The following is a 20,877-nucleotide window of genomic DNA, read 5'->3' on the forward strand; positions in this document are numbered from 1 at the left end:
CATATCCCAAGAACTGGTCAAAAAGACTTTTGCCATTACCCTCTACCAAAAGGACGTAAATCCACATTAAAGCCCGTAATCATCGTACAAGACATTGATTTATAATGATAATTCACTGTTTTGTATGTTGAGTGAGAGTCCCGAATAACGTAAGATTCTCTCATTTCAAATCTGTTTATCTTGAATCAATCAAAACCACTATTTGCACATAACAAGTGGGATGAGCGTGTGGATCAAATTTGTATAAGAAAGGACTAAAAATGGCTCTTATGAACCGTCTTAATGCAAGGGCTGTCGCAACATTGGGGGCTGGCAAATATAATGATGGTGCCGGCTTGTTACTTCATAAGCGTAAAGATGGAGGTGCTCAATGGATTTACCGTTTTACCATTCATGGGCGGCGCCGTGAAATGGGCTTGGGTGCCTTGAGAGATGTTTCTTTAAAACAAGCTCGTGAATTGGCAACTGGGTGGCGTTCTGTTCTTCGTGAAGGGCGTGACCCTATTAAAGAACGTGAAAAACAAAGGCGTGAGGCAATAAGTAATCTCCATTATTTAAAAGATATCGCGTTGGATGCTTTTGAAAGTCGTAAAGCTGAATTAAAAAATGATGGTAAAGATGGGGATTGGTTTTTGCCATTACGCCTTCATATTCTGCCCAAATTAGGCTGTCTTCCCGTTTCTGAGATTACACAAACAGAGATACGCAATGTTCTTGCCCCTATTTGGCATACAAAAGCTGGAACAGCTAATAGAGCTCTTATCCGTCTCAACCTTTGTCTCAAACATGCGGCTGCATTAGGATTGAATGTTGATTTACAAGCAACAGAAAAAGCACGCGCGCTCTTAGGTAAACAACGCCATAAAGTCCAAAATTTACCAGCCATGGATTGGAAAGATGTGCCGGCTTTTTATAAAACACTCTGTGAAGCATCAACCATAACACAACTGGCTTTGCGTTTGCTTATTCTGACAGGCGTTCGTACCAATCCTTTACGTCATATTCATAAAGATCAAGTTGAGGAGGATATATGGACCATTCCTGCTGAGAATATGAAAGGAAGGCGTGATGCTACAACAGAATTTCGCGTGCCTCTATCAACAGAAGCATTAGAAATTCTAAAACAAGCGCGCTTGCTCTCTCGTAATGATTTCTTTTTTTCTGCTAGAGGTCGTGGTCCCCTCGCTGAGAAATGTATGGCTACGTATATGAGAAAAAATAAAATTGAGGCATGCCCCCATGGATTTCGCTCTAGTTTACGCAATTGGCTCGCTGAAACAACCGATGCCCCCTATGAGGTCGCTGAAACCATTCTAAGTCATACGGTCGGCGGGAAAGTAGAGCGTGCCTATCGTCGGACTGATTATCTAGAACAACGCCGGATCTATATGGATAAATGGGCGGCTTATGTCACGGGGCAATCTTAAGATATGGGGTGCATAACCCCATGATCTGTGGATAACTTTAGCTCTCTTTTCTCTCATTCTCTCTCAATAAGATTCATAAATTATCACATCAGAAAAACTATGATAAAATATTGTTTTCTATAAATAAAATACCTTCAAAAATGAACAAAAATATGGTTAATAAATGGTTATGATTTGTTACCATTTTTTGATAGAAAGGATTTTAGTATGATAGAAAATGATATTCTTTTGACAGACCGTGAAAGTGCCAAATTGCTTCATATGAGTGTCTCAACATTCCGCCGTCATGTTACCAATGGATCTCTCCCAAAACCCCTAAAATTGGGTTTTTTATCGCGTTGGTTACAATCAGATCTTTTGAATGTCATCGAGCAAGCAAAACAGCAACGTCAAAGTGACGCGGCATAAAAAAAAGCCTTGTCACGTAAGGACGGACAAGGCTTTCTCAAACTCATCACCCTAGAGAGTGCACAATCCGTCCTATGACGCAACGTTATAGCATTTAAAATGATGTGTTCTTTTAAGAATGCGCAGGATATTACACGTGCTGTGCCGCGGGTTTGGCATGGGCGTTATGGAACAGCCCGTTGCCCTGCTCATGATGATAGGCTACCTAGCTTATTCCTTGCCAATGGACATGATGGGCGTCTTTTACTCTATTGTTATGCTGGCTGCTCTTTTAGAGAGATCATACAAGCGCTCATTAGAATTGGCTTGCTTGGAAAACAAGCCTTTTTTGATAAAGCTTATGATCAGACGCTCTCTTTCTCAAAACAGTTTTGTGCTGATCTCAAACGAGCAAAAAAGAAAGCAGAGAGAGCAAAAGCAATTTGGCAACAAAGCCAACCAATCAAAAATACTTTAGCAGAAACCTATTTACGTATGTGGGGTATTACATGTGATTTGCCTCCCGATTTACGCTTTTACGACAAGTGTCCACACCCCTCTGGGGGTACACTGCCCGCGTTAGTGGCTCTTGTTAAGGGTGCTGGCTCCTTTGCCATTCATAGAACCTTTTTAAAAGACAATGGCTGCAAAACAGATCAGAAACCAGCAAAAGCCATGTTGGGATCTGTAACAGGTGGTGCTGTGCATTTAAGTCAAGCCAATCCCAAACATCTGGTCATTTGTGAGGGCATTGAAACCGGTCTGGCTCTTTTGTCTGGGTTGTTATCAGAGCCCGTTAATTTATGGGCGTCTCTTTCAACCAGTGGCATGATGCGTGTGAATTTACCCCATACAAAAGGGCGTCTCACCATTGCAATGGACGGCGATGATGCGGGTCGTAAAGCAGGTTTTACCCTCGCTGCACGTGCTTATAGCCAAGGCTTTGAGGTCTTTATGATGCAAGCTCCAAAAGGAACCGATTTTAATAACGTATTACTTTCTCAAAAGAAGGAACTATGAAAGAGAGTCATTTACAAAACAACAATGAAAATACCCCCGTCAATGATAACGATAATGCTTGTTTACGGTTGGAAAAGATTTATTGTTGTTAGAAGGGAACGATCCGCTGGGACGCAGTTTGCAGGATTCTGGCCTGCTGCACACGAAACGCTGCGTGCCCAAGAGAGATTAATGCAAGCGTCAAAACAAAAAGCGATAGAAGTCTGGGCGCATTAGGCTGGCATGGAAGTCCCATGTCGCATGGGGCAGCTTTATGCTGCATCTGGCAGAGGCAAAGAGACTTTTTCTTTTAGTTATGACCAAACTTGGCTGAAGAGCGGGCATAGCCAGCTGTTTGATCCAGATTTGCAGCTTTATTCGGGGCTGCAATATACTCGGGAGGATCATGACAATTTTGGCCTTTAGGTACTGGTAATTTTTTAATTAAAAGCAGTTGCTTTTAATTAATTTAGGTGGTACTGCGAAAGTAAGCAGATATCCTCGTCTATATAGTTTTATTGGGATTATGTTTTATCAAGGGTAATTCTGTGCTGGAAAATTTATAGCATGTTTAAATATAAGGGGGAGGCATGAGTCATAGTTTTTTCGATATCGTAAATAATCCTGCATATAATGAAAAATCGTTGGCGCTGGTAGTCGCTGGGACTGCTGAGATAGCGCGGAATGTCATAGATTCACTAATTAATGGTGGTTATTTCGTAGTTTTTACATGGTTCAGTAATGAAACCGCCGTTAGTGATATGAAGCATCGGTACCAAAGTGCTGTCTTGCCAGTTCGCTTGGATTTGACATCCGAGCAAGACGTCGTGCAGTTTTGTGCTGCCTTAGAAAATGTTAGAATTGAGATAGCTATCTACTGTGCTGGTTATAACCCAGCATGTTTGTGCGATGAGCTGGAACCCGAAAATATTAGCGCCATTACTCGTCTTAACTATCTGTCAGCCGTGCTGATTTTCAATATGGTAGTCAAAACGATGAAGCAGTATAAAGAAAATGAGACCAAGCTGGTGTTTATCAGTTCGGTGGCCGCAAAAAAAATCAGAGTGGGTAACTCTTTATATGGCTCGACGAAGGCAGCTATGGAAAGATATCTCTCCGGTCTTGCACTGGAAATGGGCCGATTCAATATCAGAACGCTGTGCTTAAGTCCTGGTTATATCAAGACGAAAATGCTTAAGAATTATTGTGCGAAAGAAGGAAAAAGTATTGCTAGCATAGAAAAAACCATCCCAATGAGGAAAATGTTGGCTGCCGAAGATGTTGCGAATGCTGTCAATGCGTTTATTAACGGTAAAATTATTACTACAGGCGTTTCATTAACGATCGGGAATGGTGAGGGGATTATCTAATGTATATTACAACAATTAGCCAGATTTTTAAAGATGTCATGTATCTTGATGAGTCAGAAGAGCTTGATCCGCACAAGTCGCTATTCTCTGATTACGGAATGACTTCGATCGATTATATTGATTTTGCCTTCGAGTTAAAAAAGCACTTCAAGGTTGATGTTAGTCCTGAAAGCCTTTGGCCGGTAAATAAATGGGCCACTACAGAAGCATTTTACTCATTTGACACCAAAGAGTGGACTAGCGAAGGTGTTGCTAAAATCAATGACCTGCTGGGGTTAAAAGAATATGAATCGATTGATAAGAAAATCCAGTTTAAAGAACTCTACTCCTATTTCACGCTGAATTATATCAACCAGCGTATATCAGTTTTAAAGCGCAACTAGCATGACGGAAAGGGTCTATATAAAAAACTATGGTGTGTATCAGCAATTCGCGCCTAATAGTGCAGCGCTGAGCCAGCTGCTCAGTATTGCGGATGACATTAATCCTTGTGATATGGATTATTACCACTTTTCGACACCGTCTATGATAGACAAGAAGCTGGTCAGCAGAGAAGACCGCTCAGTGCTGAATGATATGTCAAAAATGGTAATTAATGCGCTGATAGATTTTCAAAGTAAAGATTGCCTGGCGGAGTATGCAAAAGCCTTTCTATATACTGCATGCGATAGCGAAGAGTCCAGCCTTAACTCGCTTTTTGAAATTTGCCGTAAATATAAGGACGATGGTTCAGTCTGGAAGCATATCCAGCAGTATAAGGAGATGAATAATCCTCTGGATATGTTGCGATTTTTGCCAACAAATGTGTTGTATCACATCTCAAAATTGTTACTTAATCATGAGGAAGGTACGCCGTTACGTGCCGCATCATTAAGTGGCCTAGTTGCATTGAAATTGGCCTATGCTGACATTGCTAATATAATTGCAAAAGAGCGAGCGATGGTTGTTAGTGCAGCAAATATGCTGACCTTCGATAGTCTGGCTGTCTTTAAAAAATTTGGTGAAATTCGACAAAGTGATAAAGATATTTCTGGTATTATCCCCAGTTGGGGGGCGGCCGTAATGTCTTTAGACAATAACAGTTGCGATGCGCTAGCTGAATTAATCTCTGTGACTATTCGTTATTGCCCTAAAGTCAGATTTGAAGAACGGGACTGGGAAAGCCTATTGAGTAAACAACGAACGCAACAAGGAGAACCTGATGTTATTGTTAGTTATAACAACGGTATTTGTACGCAACAAATAGCTGAATATTCAGCGCTAGAGAAATTTTTTCCAGGGATACCGATTGTTAACTATAAATCTAAAACTGGGTACACTGGAAAACTCAATAACATACTGGATATTTTATGCTGTCTTAATGATCCTGCTATTCCTTCGGGGGCCCGGGTTATGCTGACTGGAGCGGCTATCAATTATGGTATCGGAAATATTTGGATAATTAAACACTGAGGGAAGGTTTACAATGAATACCCATTTTGATGCAGATACATTATGTATTAGTGCATATGGGGCTGTTACGCCATTAGGCAGCCACTTGGATGAAATTCACGCCTGCTTTATGCGTGAGAAAAGTGGTATACGGAAGATTAAAAAATTTGATCACCAGTATTTTCAAACTCATGAAGCTGGGATTCCTATAGAAGGTAATGAGTTGCTACGCTGGCCTAAAAAAAAATCCTTCAGAAACGGCGAGCTTTTTTATGCGGGTTTAGCAGCAAAGAGACTGCATGAACGACTGCATTTGCAGGAATATTATCCAGCAGAAGATATTGGCTGTATTGTAGGGATTGATGAACCGGCAATCGATATTGAAAAGTGTATCGGTTTTGCGGATAAGGTTCCCGCCGACGCGGATAAGCAATACTTGGTCGATGTCATGCTAGAACATTTTAGAATTAGTGAGTTTCTTGATCTCGATACAACTGCGGTTCTAAAAACGATACATGAAATTATCCCGTTTGCGGGCCTCAGCTTTGCCCATCTAGGCCTTTGTTCTGCATCAACGCAAAGTATCGGCCTCGCGATGCGAGCCATCCGCAATGGTGAAGTTAAAGCGGCGATTTGCGGCGGTGTTTCTGCGAAAGTCACCCCGCTAAATCTTGCGCGATTAGAAGGAATGGGAGTGATATCGACTGATCAAAACTACAGTGGACCACGGCGTTCGCGGCCTTTTGACCGGCATCGTAGCGGATTTGTTTTAGCGGAAGGCGCAGGTCTGTTTGTTATTGAAAAATTATCTAACGTATTGGCGCGGCAGCGTGAGCCGTTGGCCTATTTATTGGGTTACGGCGGTGCACTTTGCGCACAGCATATTGTAGCGCCGCATAAAGATGATCTCGAAATGCAACTGTCGATGGAGCGGGCCATCGAACATGCGGATGTTGACCGTACCGCTATTGATTTTGTGAATACACATGGGACATCGACACTACAAAATGATCAGCACGAAGCCAGTGCAATCAGAACGGTTTTTGGCGCGCACAACCCGGCGATTGTGGCGACAAAATCTTGGCACGGGCATCTGATTGCTGCTGCCGGTGCGATGGAAATTTTGTGTGTACTGGTTTCTTTTCGGAACAATGTTTTGCCCAAAATTTTGAATTGTGATGAAATCGATCCTCAATTGCCCGCTGGTATTGCGCTTGTGAGGGAGCATCAGTACCGACCGCTTAAATACGCATTGAAAAACTCATTTGGTATGGGCGGTGGCGCAAGCAGCTTGGTTTTAGGGAATCCACAATATCTGTAAGGGGCACCCCATGCTAACAATATATTCCTTATTAGAAAGAAACTGGCAAGTGATTTGTCATCACAGTCATTATTCGGCAGAGGATGTCAGCATGATGACAAAAGGGTGTGCAGATACCGTAGTTAGATATTGTCGCGATCGCCCGCAAGGGGAGCAAAATAAGCTGTTTGTTTTTGTGATTAGAAATAATTTCGAAGGCCTGATTAGCTATTTTGTTGCGTCTGTGCTAAAATTGAAAGCTTGGATCGTCAGTATTCATGATTTAGACATTGTTGATATACTGGTTGATGCCGATTGCATTGCGGCTGTTGTAATGAGCCATGAAGTCAGGGATATTAGTATCATCAGTCACCGGATTAATATCGCGTTTGATCACTGTCTTTCAACTGTGAACGAAAATCTGGCTGATTTTACAGCATATCCGTGCGCGCATTTCTATTTTTGTACCTCCGGAACAACCAGTAAACCCAAGTTGATTCAATATCATGAAAATATTCTGATTGAGAATGCCATCGCGGTGAGCCAATCTCTTGGACTAAGTAATGAAGATTGCTCATTGTGTTATTTCCCAGTGCAGTATATGTATGGTCTCTCTACTATGCTATGTGCCTTCTTATCGGATAGCAAACTGGTATTTGAAAAATTTCAAATAAGTAATATTGGTGAACTCGTTTCGCACTATAGAATTACCAACTTGCCTTTAATCGGTGACTGGATGCTGGCAGTAAGCGACATTTTTACCAAAAGCCGAATCCATGTGCAAAATATCTTGAATGCATCCGACCGTTTGCTCACCGTACAAGCATCGGGTATCCTCTCATCATGTACGACGTTATGGAATAACTTCGGTCAGACCGAATCCGGACCGCGCTTGTTTCATAATAAGATCTGCTCGCTACGCGATATTGAAAGAACCAGTAAATATGGCGTTGTAGCGCCGGGTAAGGCTTTGGTGAGTGATATAAAAATTGATTTGCGCCCCATTGATCGGGCGGATGCTTCTGATTCAGTGCGCCGTATGTTTTATAAAACGCCTTTCGCGTGTGATGGTTATGTTGATAGTTCCTTGCAATTAAAGCCGCGTGATGAATGGTTTGATTCCGGCGACCTGTTTGTTAAAGATGAATCCGAATGCTATTACTGGATAGCCAGAGCCGTTAATGAATTTAAACACAATGGTAAGTTTATCCCAGTTCAACTGATTTCAAATGACATTATTAAGTATGCCGGATGTTTAAGGCATTACTTTTCAAAAGCACAGAACGGCGATCTTTATCTCAACCTTGATATGTCGGTAAATAGTGAGCAGGTTAAAGTCGTTACTAAACTATTGACTGATAAATGGTATCAGTATGCATTTAAAGTAAATATCAGAAAAATTGCCACGACAAATACAGGGAAAATAAAATGTACCGTGTAGATAAAGCTCATGGTATGAGCAGAGTGTATGTTAATCGCCGTGCAAACAATTATCTGTGCATTGTGAGCCATTCTTTTTATACCTATTTTTTAGCTATTGACAGGCTTCATCGTTATTTGCCTGTATCGATGAGGCGTACATCGAGAATGATATTGCACCGTGAAATGGCGAAGGTGCTTTTTGTCGATATATTTAAACGGATTCTGCCAGATGTAAAGATGTCACACAGTTCTGTGAGCCATGGACGGAGTGAAAGTATTATGTTGGTTAATAACGATCCGCGGATTCAGTCTGTCGGGGTTGATATCGAATTTATTGAGAAAAAAAAACTACCGAGGCCATTTATGCTAGATTACTGTGAAAAATGCGCGGACTTTCCAGCAGGGCAGGTGCTGGACAATCGGCTATGCACCACGATATTTAGCTGCATGGAGAGCTTGTATAAGGCATTATGCGCCATCTCGGCGTGTACTTTTGATATAAATGATTACTTTTTAGTTGAACATGAGAGGACGCGATGTGTTTTTCGGTACGTTGGGAATACATTTGTGTTTAAAGGGATGACGTTTATTTGTAACTGCTATTATCTTTGTCAATCTGTGATAACCGTTGTTTTGCTGGATGCATGTTTGCAATCAATTATTTTAGATGACCTCTTATATGAAGACGTAACCATTTCTATACCCAGTTAGTTTTTAACGAGTTTATGGTAATGCCATAACTAGCTTTATTTAGAGGAATATGTGATGAATGATTTACTGGTAAATATCACCCCTGAGCACTATGAAAGGTATGCTACTGAAGGTACATCACCGTGGAATGCGTATTTGATGGAAAGAATTCTGGAAGAAGCATCTGGTGTTACTTCTGCGAAGAAAAAAATTCTCGATATTGGCATGGGAACTGGCCACATGCTTTTCAAGCTTTACCGCTCCCAAAAACTCACAGACTATTTCTTTTACGGGGTTGATATTGATCCCCGTATGGTTCAGTTCTGTGTTAAAAAATGTACCGAGTTAAAATACCAGCATGCATTCAACATCATTGAAGCCAGCGTCAGCAATTTACCGTTTCCCGATAACTCCTTTTCAATGATTTATGCCCGTTCCGTAATTCATCACTGGGCTGAACCTAAAAAAGGATTACAGGAGTTGTGCCGTGTTTTAGATCGCGGCGGTTGTATTATCATCCATGAACCCCTAGCGGATGCAGAAGAAACAGCACTGGGTGTTTTTAACCAATCACGTCGTGAATGCGGTGTGGCAGCTATGTCCACAGAAGAAAAATTTACATTAGCCGGTATCACCGATCTTTTATATGGCTGCGATCTTAGTGAGATGAGCTGGACAGTGAGACGTGGAGAAGGTCTAGCAGCTCTGGGCTGTGAAATTTTCATTAAAAAGGTCTGAGTTATCATGGATTATTTCTGTGCTGAAATGTATGCAAAAATGCAACCACGTATAACGGCAATAACTGGCTGCCATGCACTCGATTACATTGCTTTTCGCGATTTGGTTAGGATAAGTACACGCGTTTATTCGACCACTGGTGATAGTGTTTCTTTGACTCAACAGGACTCTGCGGCTGAACACTTACCCATGCTGCTTGGTGCTACAAGCGGCACCACCGGGGCGATGAAAATGGTCAGCGTTCGTCTAAAATCCAGTAAGGAAGCGGTCAGCTCATCAGAGCGTAATTTAATTCGTAACCTGCGCGCGCGGCAATTTTTTTCCCCAGGGGATGTTGTTGGCAACCTGTTTACGATTAATCTGTTTTCATCTTTACACTACTTGGCGTGTGAAATTGTAAAACATTGCCGTGCACATGTCGTGCCGGTTGGCAATATTTCCCTGCTGCTGAAGAGTCATTTCGAGTTTCTGGCTGAAATACGGCTCTCGGTACTGTTTGGCGTGCCCAGCACCATCGTTCAGTTCGTTGAAGCCATGCTCAGCCTTGGGGTTCCACTGGCAATTAAAAAAGTGGTCTTTACCGGTGAATCGATGCTGGGTGTGCATGAAAACTATCTGCGCGAGATGCTGGGCGCCGATCTGCGGATAATTGGTTTATATGGTTTGTCGGAGTGCGGTTTCATTGGTATGTCCGCCGAAGGGCGGCTTAATCGGTACCTGCTCTTCAGCGATGATTTCTTCTTTGAATATGAAGATAAGAGAGGACTGCTAGTGACATCGCTGGATCCCGATGCCTCGCGCAAACTTATCAGATACTCCGTGGGCGATATGGGCACATTATCCGTTGAAAATGGTGACCTCTATTTTGAAGGTATTAAACGCAATGCTGTTGATTTTAATTTCATGGGAAATTTGATTAGCCATGAAAAAATATTCAAAATTATTAATCGAAGGTTGCCCGATGTGATTGTTCAAATTGTATTGTCTTTATCCGCGGATAGACAAGAGATTATGGATATTAAAATCTGCCGCGAAGTATTTCACAACCTTGATTTGTCCAAACTAACTGAGGAAATCTATCATTTGCCGGATATTTATGAAGCCTATATGAAAAAGCGCGGACGTATTAATGTAACCATCGTCGAATATAGCGATTTGCTTTTCTCATCCAGAGGGAAATGCCTGCTAGTTTATGACGCAAGGGAGTCCTGTAATGCAACTTGATAATTTGTGTAATGAAATTGTATCAGGGAATTCGCATACGATAAATTTCAACATCAGGTTTTATAGCGTGTCACCGGAGCAGCAGGAGTAAATCATGTCAGATGATGTTATTGATAATTATGATTTAGATAATAACGCATTGTTTATTCGTGGATGTAATTTGATTGATATTGCCGATGAAAACCGTTATTTGCAGAACGCATGGTTTGCACTGACCGGCAACCTTCTTAATGAAGAACAGATGGATCGGCTGATTCAGAATGCTAACGCCGAACTGCAAAAGACGAACCCTACAGCCAAACTGCAGGCGATGCATCAACTGATCAATGTATTGCCATCTTTGAGTTTAACGCAGCGATTTATGATGTTATTATCGCAAGTTGAGGTTTCGGCGGCTCAGGGTAAGGTCATGGCTCCTGTAAGCGACGGTAGTTGTCTTAAAATTATCTTGCTGATGCCGTGGATTATTGCATTGGCGCAATCTTCCCAACAGTTTTCCGATTTGCCGGAGATCGAAAATTGCAATACCTTTGAGCGTGCTTTTTGGTTAGCATTAACTAGCAAGGAAGCTTCTTCCGACTGGGATATTGATATGCTTTGCCGGTGCATGTCTCTACTGCTGGGCGGGTTTGGTATTGTGACACCCACAACCGCCACGATAAGATTTATTGCCAGTACCAAGAGCGACGTCATTTCTGCACTAATCGGTGGGTTTTGTGCCACTGGCCCTGCGCATATGGGAGCCTGCAAATATGCTATCATGCGACTTTCTAGTGTCCTCCATGAGATTGAAGCCGGGAATCTTGAGGCGGCGGTAACGCATTATTGCAAAGACAAACCCTGGCCAGGGTTTGGTCACCCGATTATGCAACGGGATGTCCGGGTTGATTTCTTTTTTTCACGCTTTCAGGTGCCTATGCGCCCCTTCAGTTCGCTTGCGCGATCTATTTCGGACAATACAGGACTGCAACCCAATGTAGATTTTCTAATTGCAAGCATCATGAGCAAACATCGGGCTTCTCCTGAGCTGGGATTGTTGGCTTTTTTCGTTTGTCGTATGCCGATACTTCTCGCGCACTATCAAGCGCGGTTTAGTGCTCATTCCTTCGGTTTATCATCAAAGGATTTAAGAAAAAAATATAAAAAGGTCCCCAAATTATGGCTATAAAGCATCGCACCGAGCCAAATTTCTTGGGGATATGTCAGAGTATCACCTTAACCGCACCGATGCGTGCTTGCGGGCAAATCGATATTTCTCACTGGAATTTAGCCCATAACTATTTGAAACAGGGCTTGTTACTCGAAGCCTTGCATCAGTTTTCAGTTCGATTCGCCACCGTGGTGACTAAAAACTCGGATCTTACTTATCGCTATCTCCCTGTTATGGTTGAACAGTTTTTCTCTACCACCCATTTTGATAACGATCGGTTACGCGTTGAAGGACATATTGAACGCATTAATGAGGCCTACCGTATTCACTGTAAGGCCAGCCCATACGGCAATGGCAGGGCCGTTATTGCGCAGGCAATCATCATGGTCAGTAAGGTCTACTTCCTTGGCTCGTGTTCTGAGAAAGCCGCTCTTCCATTACTAGGCGATTTATGTAAGATTTCCTCCGTAACTGGAGATTCTTGTACTTTTTCCTTTAATGCGCATCACCCGCTTTTTGAGGAACATTTCCCCTCCCGCGCCGTATGTCCTGGTTCACTATTGATTGAGATGGTTCTGGCTTTGGCCACGCAGGGTAGGACGAAAAATATCGCATCTGTTGCACTGAAAAAAGTAAAGTTCATTGAAGCAGTTTATCCGGGAGATACCTATCAGTTGACCATTAAACAGGATACAGAGTGTGAACCGGGTGGCGTTTTTTATATTCATACGGAAACTAAAAAACGAAGCACTTGCGGTAAGTTTTCTATCAAATATAAAAAGGAGGATGCGCCATGTTTAACATAATAATCTCTTTTATTCCGTGGAGTATTTACTCCTGGGTTATAAATGGAAACTTTTTAACTCTGGTCGAACGCTCTCTCATCTTAACTGTGATTTTATTGTTCATTATTGCTCTGAATATTAAATTTATCCGACAGCGAGAACCCGTGATGATTACGAACATTCTGACATTTATTGTCATGTTTGTTAATTATTTCGCTGGATGGTCTACACTTTTACTGAACTACCCCATAGTTTTTTGCTATCTGTCACTTGCTCTGGTTTCATTGATGAGCTTGCTGGTAAAGAAACCCTTTACCATTTTTTATGCTCCTGCTGGTGTTTCTGAAGAAAAACGCAAACATATCCTATTTTATCTCATCAATAAATATATTACATGGATTTGGGTAATCATTTTTTTTGCCAATGGTCTTCTAGTGGCTTTTTTTGCATGGCTCCCCCAGCTTTGGTTGGTCACTATGGGTTTAATTTGTGCTGGTATTCTTTTTTCTAAATATCTTCCTAACATCATGCAATATTTTTATCGCATCAAACATCATGGAGCATAATATGTCATTGTTTAACATTCTGACTGGAACTCCTTTATGGGCCTGGATTTTGCTTATTTTTCTCATCGCGAGGGGAATAATCGCATTGAAAGATAGGGAAATGAAGGTTAACCGCCTTTTTCTATTGCCGTTAGTCTTTCTTTTTTTGGGCGCAAGCGATGTGATTAAAGAGCTGGCGTTCCCGCGCTGGGGAGCAATCTCAATGTTGGCAGGGCTGATGATCGGCGTTGGCGTTGGCTGGTTGCTCTGGCGTGCCACTCCGCGTTTAAAAATCAAAGAGGGAACGGATTTAATTATTCGGCATGGTACGCCGTTGACGCTGATATTTATTCTTATCGCTTTTGTCATCAAATTCATATTGATTGTTTTTCTCAATATTGAACCTGATTTGAAATATGTATTTGATTTTAACCTTCTTTTTGGTCTTTTAAGTGGGTTCACTGATGGTGTGTTTTGGGGCGGCACATTAAATTTATATATAGCATTTCGAAAGAATCGAAATTAATCCTTATACCATTAGCTGTGGGTGCTTCCCATTAGAACTATCTCAATAGAAGCTTATACCTAACAACAACGCTGCATACAAATGCAGCGTTGCCTCGTAGTTTCAGATTTTTTTATCCCAGCGCGTGAATACGTGACGGAAGTGATATATCTGACTATGCCCCCTTGGGGGAAGAGCGAGCCTAAAGGTTTAGAATGCTATGAGTTTGAGCTAGCTGGACTTTGAGCAGATGGTTTATCGCTCATGGGAAATCATTTTGTTTTACGATTCAAAAAGAGGATAGTGATGGTCTCATTGGCGTAGGTGGGCAAGAAAACTGTTAGCTTGGCAATGCGTCAACAATTTGTAGAACTATGTTGTGGAACCCCTACGCAAAGCCGTTGCTATGATGGCATGATGCTTTTGTCAAGCATTATGATATGGGGAGGAACCGGTGTTTAAGGGTGCAACTGCGGTCACTATACGATCCAGTAGCATTACGTTTTTACGTTTGAGTATTTAGGAGCGGTAGACTCTGTACAGGCTATGCGTGCAATATGTGAAGCACGCTTGTGGGAATCAGTGTGCCATTATTGCGTTGTGCATGCAACCCTCTAGCTAGTACTTCATTGGTAAGGTTGTTTTTTGAAGCTGATTAATTATCTGTGTGTTTTTTAAGAGAACGTTAGCACTGATGTATCGCGTGCCGTACCAAGAAATCTTCCAAAAAAAATTATTAAAAATACTAAAAATATATGTGCAAGATGAACAAATGCTTGCTGAGGATATTGTATCAACGACTGTAGCTGCTTAAGGGCACATAATCTTGGGGGGCATAATGTTGTACAAAAAATCATGAAGTCCAAAAAACTCGTAAAGGTGCATTGCACTTCTCCTTTGAGAATTTGGCATCTCCTCTTAGCTTAATACGTTCTCATTATGATATAAACCCTTGGTTCTCCTGAACACCCGCTTGTCATGCGTTTTTCTGCTGATGCTCAAGAGATCTTTCGTGAATGGATGCAAAAGATTTTTAAAGAAGCCAAAGAGAATAACCTTTCTGAAAGCTTACAAGCGCATCTTTTGAAAATGCCTAAGACCATAGTAAGTCTTGCATTGATTTTTGAATTAACCGAAGGGGGGCGTTTTGAAATCAACAAAGATGCCCTTCAAACAGCCTTGCGATGGGAAAAATATTTGTTAAGTTATGTCAAAAGGCTTTATGCGGCGGCGGATAACTTAGCAACAGAGGGGGCAAAATTGATTGTCGAGCGCTGTGATCATTTATCTGATGTTTTTACTTTACGCGATATTCATCAAAGAAGTTGGATCGGTTTAACAGATAATAGAGCCATTAAGCAAGCTTTAGAGCTTTTATGTCGTTGTAATTATATTCGTGAAATCTCTAGAGACAATAGCTCCCAAGGTGGTCGACCTACCATACGCTATGAATGGCATCCTTTAGCAAAAAGTTATAAGACACCACACTAAGACAATCTAGAAATCTTATAAACATTAAACAATATAACAGTGAACCTTCAAAGCACTCCCCATCATTAGTTTTGGGGGTTTTGGGGGTTTTGGGGGTTTTAGGAACCTACAAAACCTCTCTATAAAATGCCTCATAAAACCTATCAAAATACTCATTATGATATTTTAAAGCACATGCTTCATTTGTCTTGATTAACACGTCAAATAAACAGCAAATTTCACTATTTTGCTGATCTGATCTCTCTCATGGGCTGCGGATAAACAGCATTTAAAAACTCTTTTGAAAAAATTATCGGCTTTTTTAGCATTTTTCTGCATTTTTTCTCAATTCATTCAAAATGGATTTAATAAGCTTCGTTTTAATTCTTTTGAAGAGACTTAAACCCCTTATACGAAAACGGAGCTCTATTGTAACAGGGCGTGAACTGGATCATTTGCACGTGAATTATGAAACTGTAAAACCTTATCCCGTAACCTTTAAAAAAGGTAATCCAAAAGTTACAGAGATCTCTAATCCAGAAAAATTCTATTACGTGACTGAAATGAAATTCGCAAAAGCAGGTAAAGAGAAAGATAAAACCACTGTTATTTATAATAACAATATCACAATAACAGATATCCCTCTTGACGCTTATGCGTATATCGTCAATGGTAAACCCGCTCTTGAATGGGTTATGGGGCGTCAATGTGTTAAGACTGATAAAAAGAGTGGCATTGTTAATGATGCTAATAGCTATGCTGTTGAAACCATTGGCAACCCTGCCTACCCTCTAGAGTTATTTCAGAGGGTTATTACCGTAAGTTTAGAAACCATGAAAATCGTTAAGAACCTACCAAAACTAGAAATTAGAGAAACTGAATAGACTTGGCTTGCTAAACTCACAAGGGGTATAGAATCTTATAACCATAATCTATACCTCTCTTGTTAAGTTGATTAGATACAATCTTTAAAAAGAGTGCTTATATGCGTTATTCTAAAAAGAAGAAACTTGCAATTTTAGATACTCTTATTTGGATTGCCTTTAAAAGATTATATCGTAATCTAAAATGATAGCTTTGTTTAAAGAGGGTTATGTATATTCATTTTCTTATATTACTTATAGGTTTTGAAGGTTCTTAAAACCCCCAAACCCCCTACAAAACGTATGTTATTGATTGAATTTAAAGGTTGTATTATTGATATAGGTTGTTTTTTTGAAAAGTTGATAAAAATTAACATATTGAAATATAATGACTTTTATTTTTTATTGAAAAATATGTAAAGGGGGAGCGTAAAAAGCACCTCCAAACCCCCCACCCCCCCCTAAACCTCCAAAACTCATAACCATAATGGTCTTGATAGCATCTATTATGATTATAATCCCTTTCTTTTGAAAGGCTTTAAAAGATCACATCCTCTCATAAGACATGTTTTAATCATTCACTAAATGATCACTTTTGTTGATTCAATGTACTGACACAAACTGACAAATATATATTTATAGTTGTATTTATTTGTTATGGTTGTTTTAATAAGTTGTATTTTGAAAAATTGATAAAACTTAACTTATTGAAATATAATGATTTTAATTTTATCTCATTTAAAAAAAATGATATAGGTTCTAAAAAGAACTGACAAAAATGACAAAAGTCTATTAAAAGGGATTTTGCTCATCTCTATAATTATCATTCTTTCTTTAGATGTTTTCATAAAAAGCAGTAAATCATAATTATCATATATTCTATTTATCATTTCTCTTATGAAAATGGAAAATGATGCCATGGCTATAAAGAACATAACAGCCATAGAGAATGCGTGAAAAAAGCAGGCTTTCATAATCACATGCAAATGAAGGCATGATTATAAAGACAGTCCCTATAAAAAGCTGTTAAGTTGCAAATGTGTTATTAAAAGAAATTAACAGAAATCTTAAAAACCATTTAGTAAAAAAATTGATAGGTTATAAAGATAAAAATACGCATTATGAGAGCGTTTTTAAATATTATAAATGTATAGATTCAGAAAATAACGCAATCGTTTCATAAAGCCTATAATATATCTTTAGAAGCACATAAATATAAAAGAAGCAATTAATAAGCATAAGATATTATCAACACACAACGTATTTAAAAAATATCAAAAAAGATAAAATAATAATTGACAATAAATACGTATTTTGTTATATAACTAATCAAGTGCTGAAAACACTTAATAACTAGCGGGTAGGTTACGATACGACCTCTCCCATGTCTTTTAAATACTGACTTTCTTTTATGCTTTTGTTAGTATATGAGAGCTTTGTCGGGTGTGGTCATACCATACAATACTCTTTTATGAGAAAAGTGTGACGACGGACTAGTTACCGTGTTTTCAACGCCCGGCGCTCTTATAGAGTGTCAATTGAAAACTTTAAATAACTAGGATTAATAAAATGAATTCTATCTCAAAAACCACCCCCGTTATCTCTAATATTGCAAATGAAACCGCCCCTGTTAATCAACAAGAGCCTGCAAAAAAATACGAATTTACCAATGAAAAATTCACTTTTGATGGTCTTACTTTACACCGTATACGTGCTCTAAGAGATTTTGATGATGTTAAGGCGGGAGACCTCGGTGGTTTTATTGAAAATGAAAGTAACTTATCCCATGATGGCAATTGCTGGGTCTATGATAATGCCGCGGTTCTTTTCAATGCAACTGTTTATGAAAATGCTAAAATCTATAATGATGCGAAAATCTTTAGAGGTGCCAAGGTTTATGGCAATGCTATCGTTAATGGCAAGGCATTGGTTTTTGATACAACCGCTCATATTTATGATAATGCAAAAATTCATGATAACGCTAAGGTCTGTGGGCATGTTTATGGTAATGCCGTAATTAGTGATAATGCTACTATTTCTAATGGTGCCAAGGTTTATGACAATGCCCGTGTCTATGAAAGTGCCTATGTTTGTGGCTATATTTTTGGCAATGCCCATGTGTATGGCAAGTCACGGGTTTATGTCTGGGCGCGGGTTTATGATAATGCCCATGTTTTTTGTAATGCTTGGATTAAGGATTATTCAAGTATCTATGGTCATGCCAAGGTTTCTGGCTCGGCTCGTGTTGGTTGCTTTGTAAGAATTTATGATCATGCCAAGGTCTATGGCAAATCAAATATTGATCATCATGTGCAAATTTATGGCAATGCTGTTGTCAATAGCCGTGCAAAAATTCGTAATGATATCTGTGATGATAATCAGTCACTAAAAGACGCTGCTTAAATAACGCGTGGGCGCGGCGGGGGCGCCCTCCTTTAAACATTCTCATTTAAAAATTTAAATCTCTTTATAAAGGAATTGTGCTCATGCAAAGGAAATTTGCACTCACAAATGAAACGCGTGTATTTGGTAATCATACCCTTTATCGCATCCAAGCATTAAAAGACTTTTCTGATATCAAAGCAGGTACCTTAGGTGGCTTTATTGAAAAGGAAGATAACCTCTCTCATGAGGGAAATTGCTGGGTCTATGATGAGGCTCTTGTTTTTAAAAATGGTCACATTTATGAAAATGCAAGGGTTTATGGCAAGGCTGTCACTTGTGGTCATATCTATGGTCATGCACGGGTTTATGACAATGCTATCGTTGCTGGCTATGTCTATAATAATGCCCATGTTTATGGCAATGCTGTTATTTCTGATAATTCCCATGTCTATGGTAATGCTCATGTGTATGGCAAGGCTATTATTTATGATAATGCCTATGTTTATGACAATGCTAGGGTTTATGAAAACGCTCGTATAGCAAATAACGTGCATGTTTTTGAAAATGCTCATATTCATGGAATTGCTGTTATTTGTGAAAATGTCGGCGGGTCTACTAAAATAAAAACCTATACTGAACGTCTCTCTCCTTATAGTGAATTAGAGATTGTCTGGGTCTAATCTAAAGCAGTGTAAATGAAAGCACGGGCGCGGCGGGGGTGCCCCTCTTTTAAATTTCCCATTCCAAATTTTAGCAAACGTTTATCACATTAGATTGTGAGGGTATCTCTATGTGCAAAAAATATGAATTAACCAGTGAAATCAAAAAAATCAAACATGCTCTTACTCGAAATATTATAAGCCTTTATCGCATTAAAGCTTTAAAAGATTTTGATGATGTAAAGGCGGGGTCCTTAGGCGGCTTTATTGAAAAGGAAGTTAACCTATCCCATGATGGCAATTGCTGGGTCTATGATGAGGCTTGTGTCTACGGTCATGCAAGGGTGTATGAAAATGCAAAAATACGCCATTTTTCTCAAGTCTGTGGTCAAGTTTATGGCAATGCTGAAGTCTATGGAAAGGCTTTTATCTCTCAATATGCTAAAGTTTATGACCATGCTTTTGTCTATGGCAATGCTCATGTTTATGGCAATGTTTATGGGTATGCTCATGTGAATGGTAGTGCCCGCGTTCTTGCTGATGCTCATATTTATGACCATGCGCATGTTTCTTATGATGCTACGGTTTTTAGTTATGCACGCGTTTATGGTCATGCCAAGGTTTCTGGCTTGGCTTGTATTTATAGCCATGCAAAAATTTATAATTATGCTGTTATTAATGGTCGTGCAAAAATTTATGGCAAGGTTTATGGGAATGCTTGTGTGAGTGGCTCTTGTGAGATTTATGGCTCTGTTTATGGCAATGCTAAAATCTCATATTGTGCAACGATCTGGGGGCGTGCTTATGGCAATGCAAAAATCAACAAAAAAAGCAAAGTAAGGTTGGTTCCAAAAAATTGTGAGGTTTATGAAAGGAATAATGTTGTCAATATAACTGATAAAACAGAATAAAAAGAGACATGGGGGGGGCGTGCCTTCTTTATGGTTATAAACGCATATAAAATGCATTGCTATAAACATATCATAAAAGAGAGAGTAAAATAAAAAAAAGCCGTGCCAAATGATATGACGCGGCTTTCAAATAGCGTTTTTTATTGATTAAAATGAATCATCCACAATGGAGTAATGAATGCATATATACAAAACGTATCATATTGCAAGCGCTCTATGAGAGATATGAAAACTTATCAAAAGGAATGTCAATGGTGCGTATGATCTTTAATCACTCATTTGAATTACAGAGCCTATAAACGCTCGGTAGCTTTAACAATCCAATCAAAAGAACATGCATATTAAGTGAATATCTTATAACAAAACGGTTTTTTACATTTACGAGCGTTGTTTTTTAAAAGCAGCTTTTCATAAAACAAATAAACAATTATGGTTTTTTGTTACCATTTTTATCAAGTCAATTTTATTAATAATAGTTATTAAAAAATCACAAAATTAGAATAAATATTTGAAAATATATCCATATGGGTATATTAATAATCATGAGTAAAATAAAACGTATCATATGGCTTGGTTCTTCACTCAAAGATATAAAAAGTCTTCCTGATCTTATTCA

At 39.6% G+C, this 20,877-nt stretch carries 21 protein-coding genes and 1 pseudogene; all 22 read left to right on the forward strand.

The features are described from left to right. The first annotated feature begins 260 nt into the window (after positions 1 to 260). The 22 genes and pseudogenes from ACFIK6_RS08130 (at position 261) to ACFIK6_RS08235 (ending at position 20,261) form a co-directional block, all read left to right on the forward strand. On the forward strand, positions 261 to 1,427 hold the full coding sequence (locus ACFIK6_RS08130) for a tyrosine-type recombinase/integrase (RefSeq protein WP_375642558.1): 1,167 nt from the start codon (positions 261 to 263) through the stop codon (positions 1,425 to 1,427). Between the two features lie 207 nt (positions 1,428 to 1,634). After that, entirely contained in the window at positions 1,635 to 1,835 is a 201-nt protein-coding gene (locus ACFIK6_RS08135) for a helix-turn-helix transcriptional regulator (RefSeq protein WP_375642557.1), read from the forward strand. Positions 1,836 to 1,934: 99 nt separating this feature from the next. After that, a complete protein-coding gene (locus ACFIK6_RS08140; RefSeq protein ID WP_375642556.1) occupies positions 1,935 to 2,834 on the forward strand; it encodes a toprim domain-containing protein in 900 nt (299 codons plus the stop codon). A 42-nt stretch (positions 2,835 to 2,876) separates the two neighbouring features. Then, a complete protein-coding gene (locus ACFIK6_RS08145) occupies positions 2,877 to 3,050 on the forward strand; it encodes a hypothetical protein (protein WP_375647723.1) in 174 nt (57 codons plus the stop codon). Between the two features lie 353 nt (positions 3,051 to 3,403). Further along, on the forward strand, positions 3,404 to 4,183 hold the full coding sequence (locus ACFIK6_RS08150) for an SDR family oxidoreductase (protein ID WP_375642554.1): 780 nt from the start codon (positions 3,404 to 3,406) through the stop codon (positions 4,181 to 4,183). Then, positions 4,183 to 4,566 carry an acyl carrier protein gene (locus tag ACFIK6_RS08155; protein ID WP_051406045.1) on the forward strand — a complete coding sequence of 128 codons (384 nt, stop codon included), beginning with the start codon at positions 4,183 to 4,185 and terminating at the stop codon, positions 4,564 to 4,566. The genes ACFIK6_RS08150 and ACFIK6_RS08155 overlap by 1 nt, the downstream gene beginning before the upstream one ends. 1 nt (position 4,567) lies before the next feature. Then, entirely contained in the window at positions 4,568 to 5,635 is a 1,068-nt protein-coding gene (locus tag ACFIK6_RS08160) for a hypothetical protein (RefSeq protein ID WP_375642553.1), read from the forward strand. A gap of 13 nt (positions 5,636 to 5,648) precedes the next feature. Next, the gene (locus ACFIK6_RS08165) at positions 5,649 to 6,935 is read left to right on the forward strand and encodes a beta-ketoacyl-[acyl-carrier-protein] synthase family protein (protein WP_375642552.1); all 1,287 of its coding nucleotides are present in this window, start codon (positions 5,649 to 5,651) and stop codon (positions 6,933 to 6,935) included. A 10-nt stretch (positions 6,936 to 6,945) separates the two neighbouring features. Continuing rightward, positions 6,946 to 8,355, forward strand: coding sequence for an AMP-binding protein (locus tag ACFIK6_RS08170; RefSeq protein ID WP_375642551.1), 1,410 nt, complete (start codon positions 6,946 to 6,948; stop codon positions 8,353 to 8,355). Beyond that, a complete protein-coding gene (locus ACFIK6_RS08175; RefSeq protein ID WP_375642550.1) occupies positions 8,343 to 9,047 on the forward strand; it encodes a hypothetical protein in 705 nt (234 codons plus the stop codon). Before ACFIK6_RS08170 ends, ACFIK6_RS08175 begins: the two co-directional genes overlap by 13 nt. Before the next feature lie 54 nt (positions 9,048 to 9,101). After that, positions 9,102 to 9,764, forward strand: a complete 663-nt coding sequence (locus ACFIK6_RS08180) for a class I SAM-dependent methyltransferase (RefSeq protein WP_375642549.1) — start codon at positions 9,102 to 9,104, stop codon at positions 9,762 to 9,764. Between the two features lie 6 nt (positions 9,765 to 9,770). After that, positions 9,771 to 10,988 (forward strand): AMP-binding protein, encoded by a 1,218-nt coding sequence (locus ACFIK6_RS08185; protein ID WP_375642548.1) that lies wholly within the window; start codon positions 9,771 to 9,773, stop codon positions 10,986 to 10,988. Positions 10,989 to 11,082: 94 nt separating this feature from the next. Beyond that, positions 11,083 to 12,156, forward strand: coding sequence for a citrate/2-methylcitrate synthase (locus ACFIK6_RS08190; RefSeq protein WP_375642547.1), 1,074 nt, complete (start codon positions 11,083 to 11,085; stop codon positions 12,154 to 12,156). Between the two features lie 170 nt (positions 12,157 to 12,326). Continuing rightward, positions 12,327 to 12,944 carry a hypothetical protein gene (locus ACFIK6_RS08195; protein ID WP_375657220.1) on the forward strand — a complete coding sequence of 206 codons (618 nt, stop codon included), beginning with the start codon at positions 12,327 to 12,329 and terminating at the stop codon, positions 12,942 to 12,944. Further along, entirely contained in the window at positions 12,932 to 13,489 is a 558-nt protein-coding gene (locus tag ACFIK6_RS08200; protein ID WP_375657221.1) for a hypothetical protein, read from the forward strand. The genes ACFIK6_RS08195 and ACFIK6_RS08200 overlap by 13 nt, the downstream gene beginning before the upstream one ends. Position 13,490: 1 nt before the next feature. Next, positions 13,491 to 13,994, forward strand: coding sequence for a hypothetical protein (locus tag ACFIK6_RS08205; protein ID WP_375657222.1), 504 nt, complete (start codon positions 13,491 to 13,493; stop codon positions 13,992 to 13,994). A gap of 303 nt (positions 13,995 to 14,297) precedes the next feature. After that, the gene (locus ACFIK6_RS08210) at positions 14,298 to 14,435 is read left to right on the forward strand and encodes a hypothetical protein (RefSeq protein ID WP_155915008.1); all 138 of its coding nucleotides are present in this window, start codon (positions 14,298 to 14,300) and stop codon (positions 14,433 to 14,435) included. A 516-nt stretch (positions 14,436 to 14,951) separates the two neighbouring features. Beyond that, positions 14,952 to 15,464 carry a DUF3987 domain-containing protein gene (locus tag ACFIK6_RS08215; RefSeq protein WP_026500614.1) on the forward strand — a complete coding sequence of 171 codons (513 nt, stop codon included), beginning with the start codon at positions 14,952 to 14,954 and terminating at the stop codon, positions 15,462 to 15,464. A gap of 407 nt (positions 15,465 to 15,871) precedes the next feature. Then, a pseudogene (locus ACFIK6_RS08220) lies at positions 15,872 to 16,327 on the forward strand (type ISP restriction/modification enzyme); the annotation flags it as partial. 1,548 nt (positions 16,328 to 17,875) lie between these two features. After that, positions 17,876 to 18,709, forward strand: a complete 834-nt coding sequence (locus tag ACFIK6_RS08225; protein ID WP_375657223.1) for a hypothetical protein — start codon at positions 17,876 to 17,878, stop codon at positions 18,707 to 18,709. A gap of 83 nt (positions 18,710 to 18,792) precedes the next feature. Then, a complete protein-coding gene (locus ACFIK6_RS08230; RefSeq protein WP_375642542.1) occupies positions 18,793 to 19,371 on the forward strand; it encodes a hypothetical protein in 579 nt (192 codons plus the stop codon). Positions 19,372 to 19,481: 110 nt separating this feature from the next. Then, complete coding sequence (locus ACFIK6_RS08235; RefSeq protein ID WP_375642541.1) at positions 19,482 to 20,261, forward strand: hypothetical protein; 780 nt, start codon at positions 19,482 to 19,484, stop codon at positions 20,259 to 20,261. Positions 20,262 to 20,877 lie beyond the last annotated feature (616 nt).

It is taken from the genome of Bartonella sp. AS69XJJH (assembly GCF_042195585.1).
Classification (GTDB): Bacteria; Pseudomonadota; Alphaproteobacteria; order Rhizobiales; family Rhizobiaceae; genus Bartonella.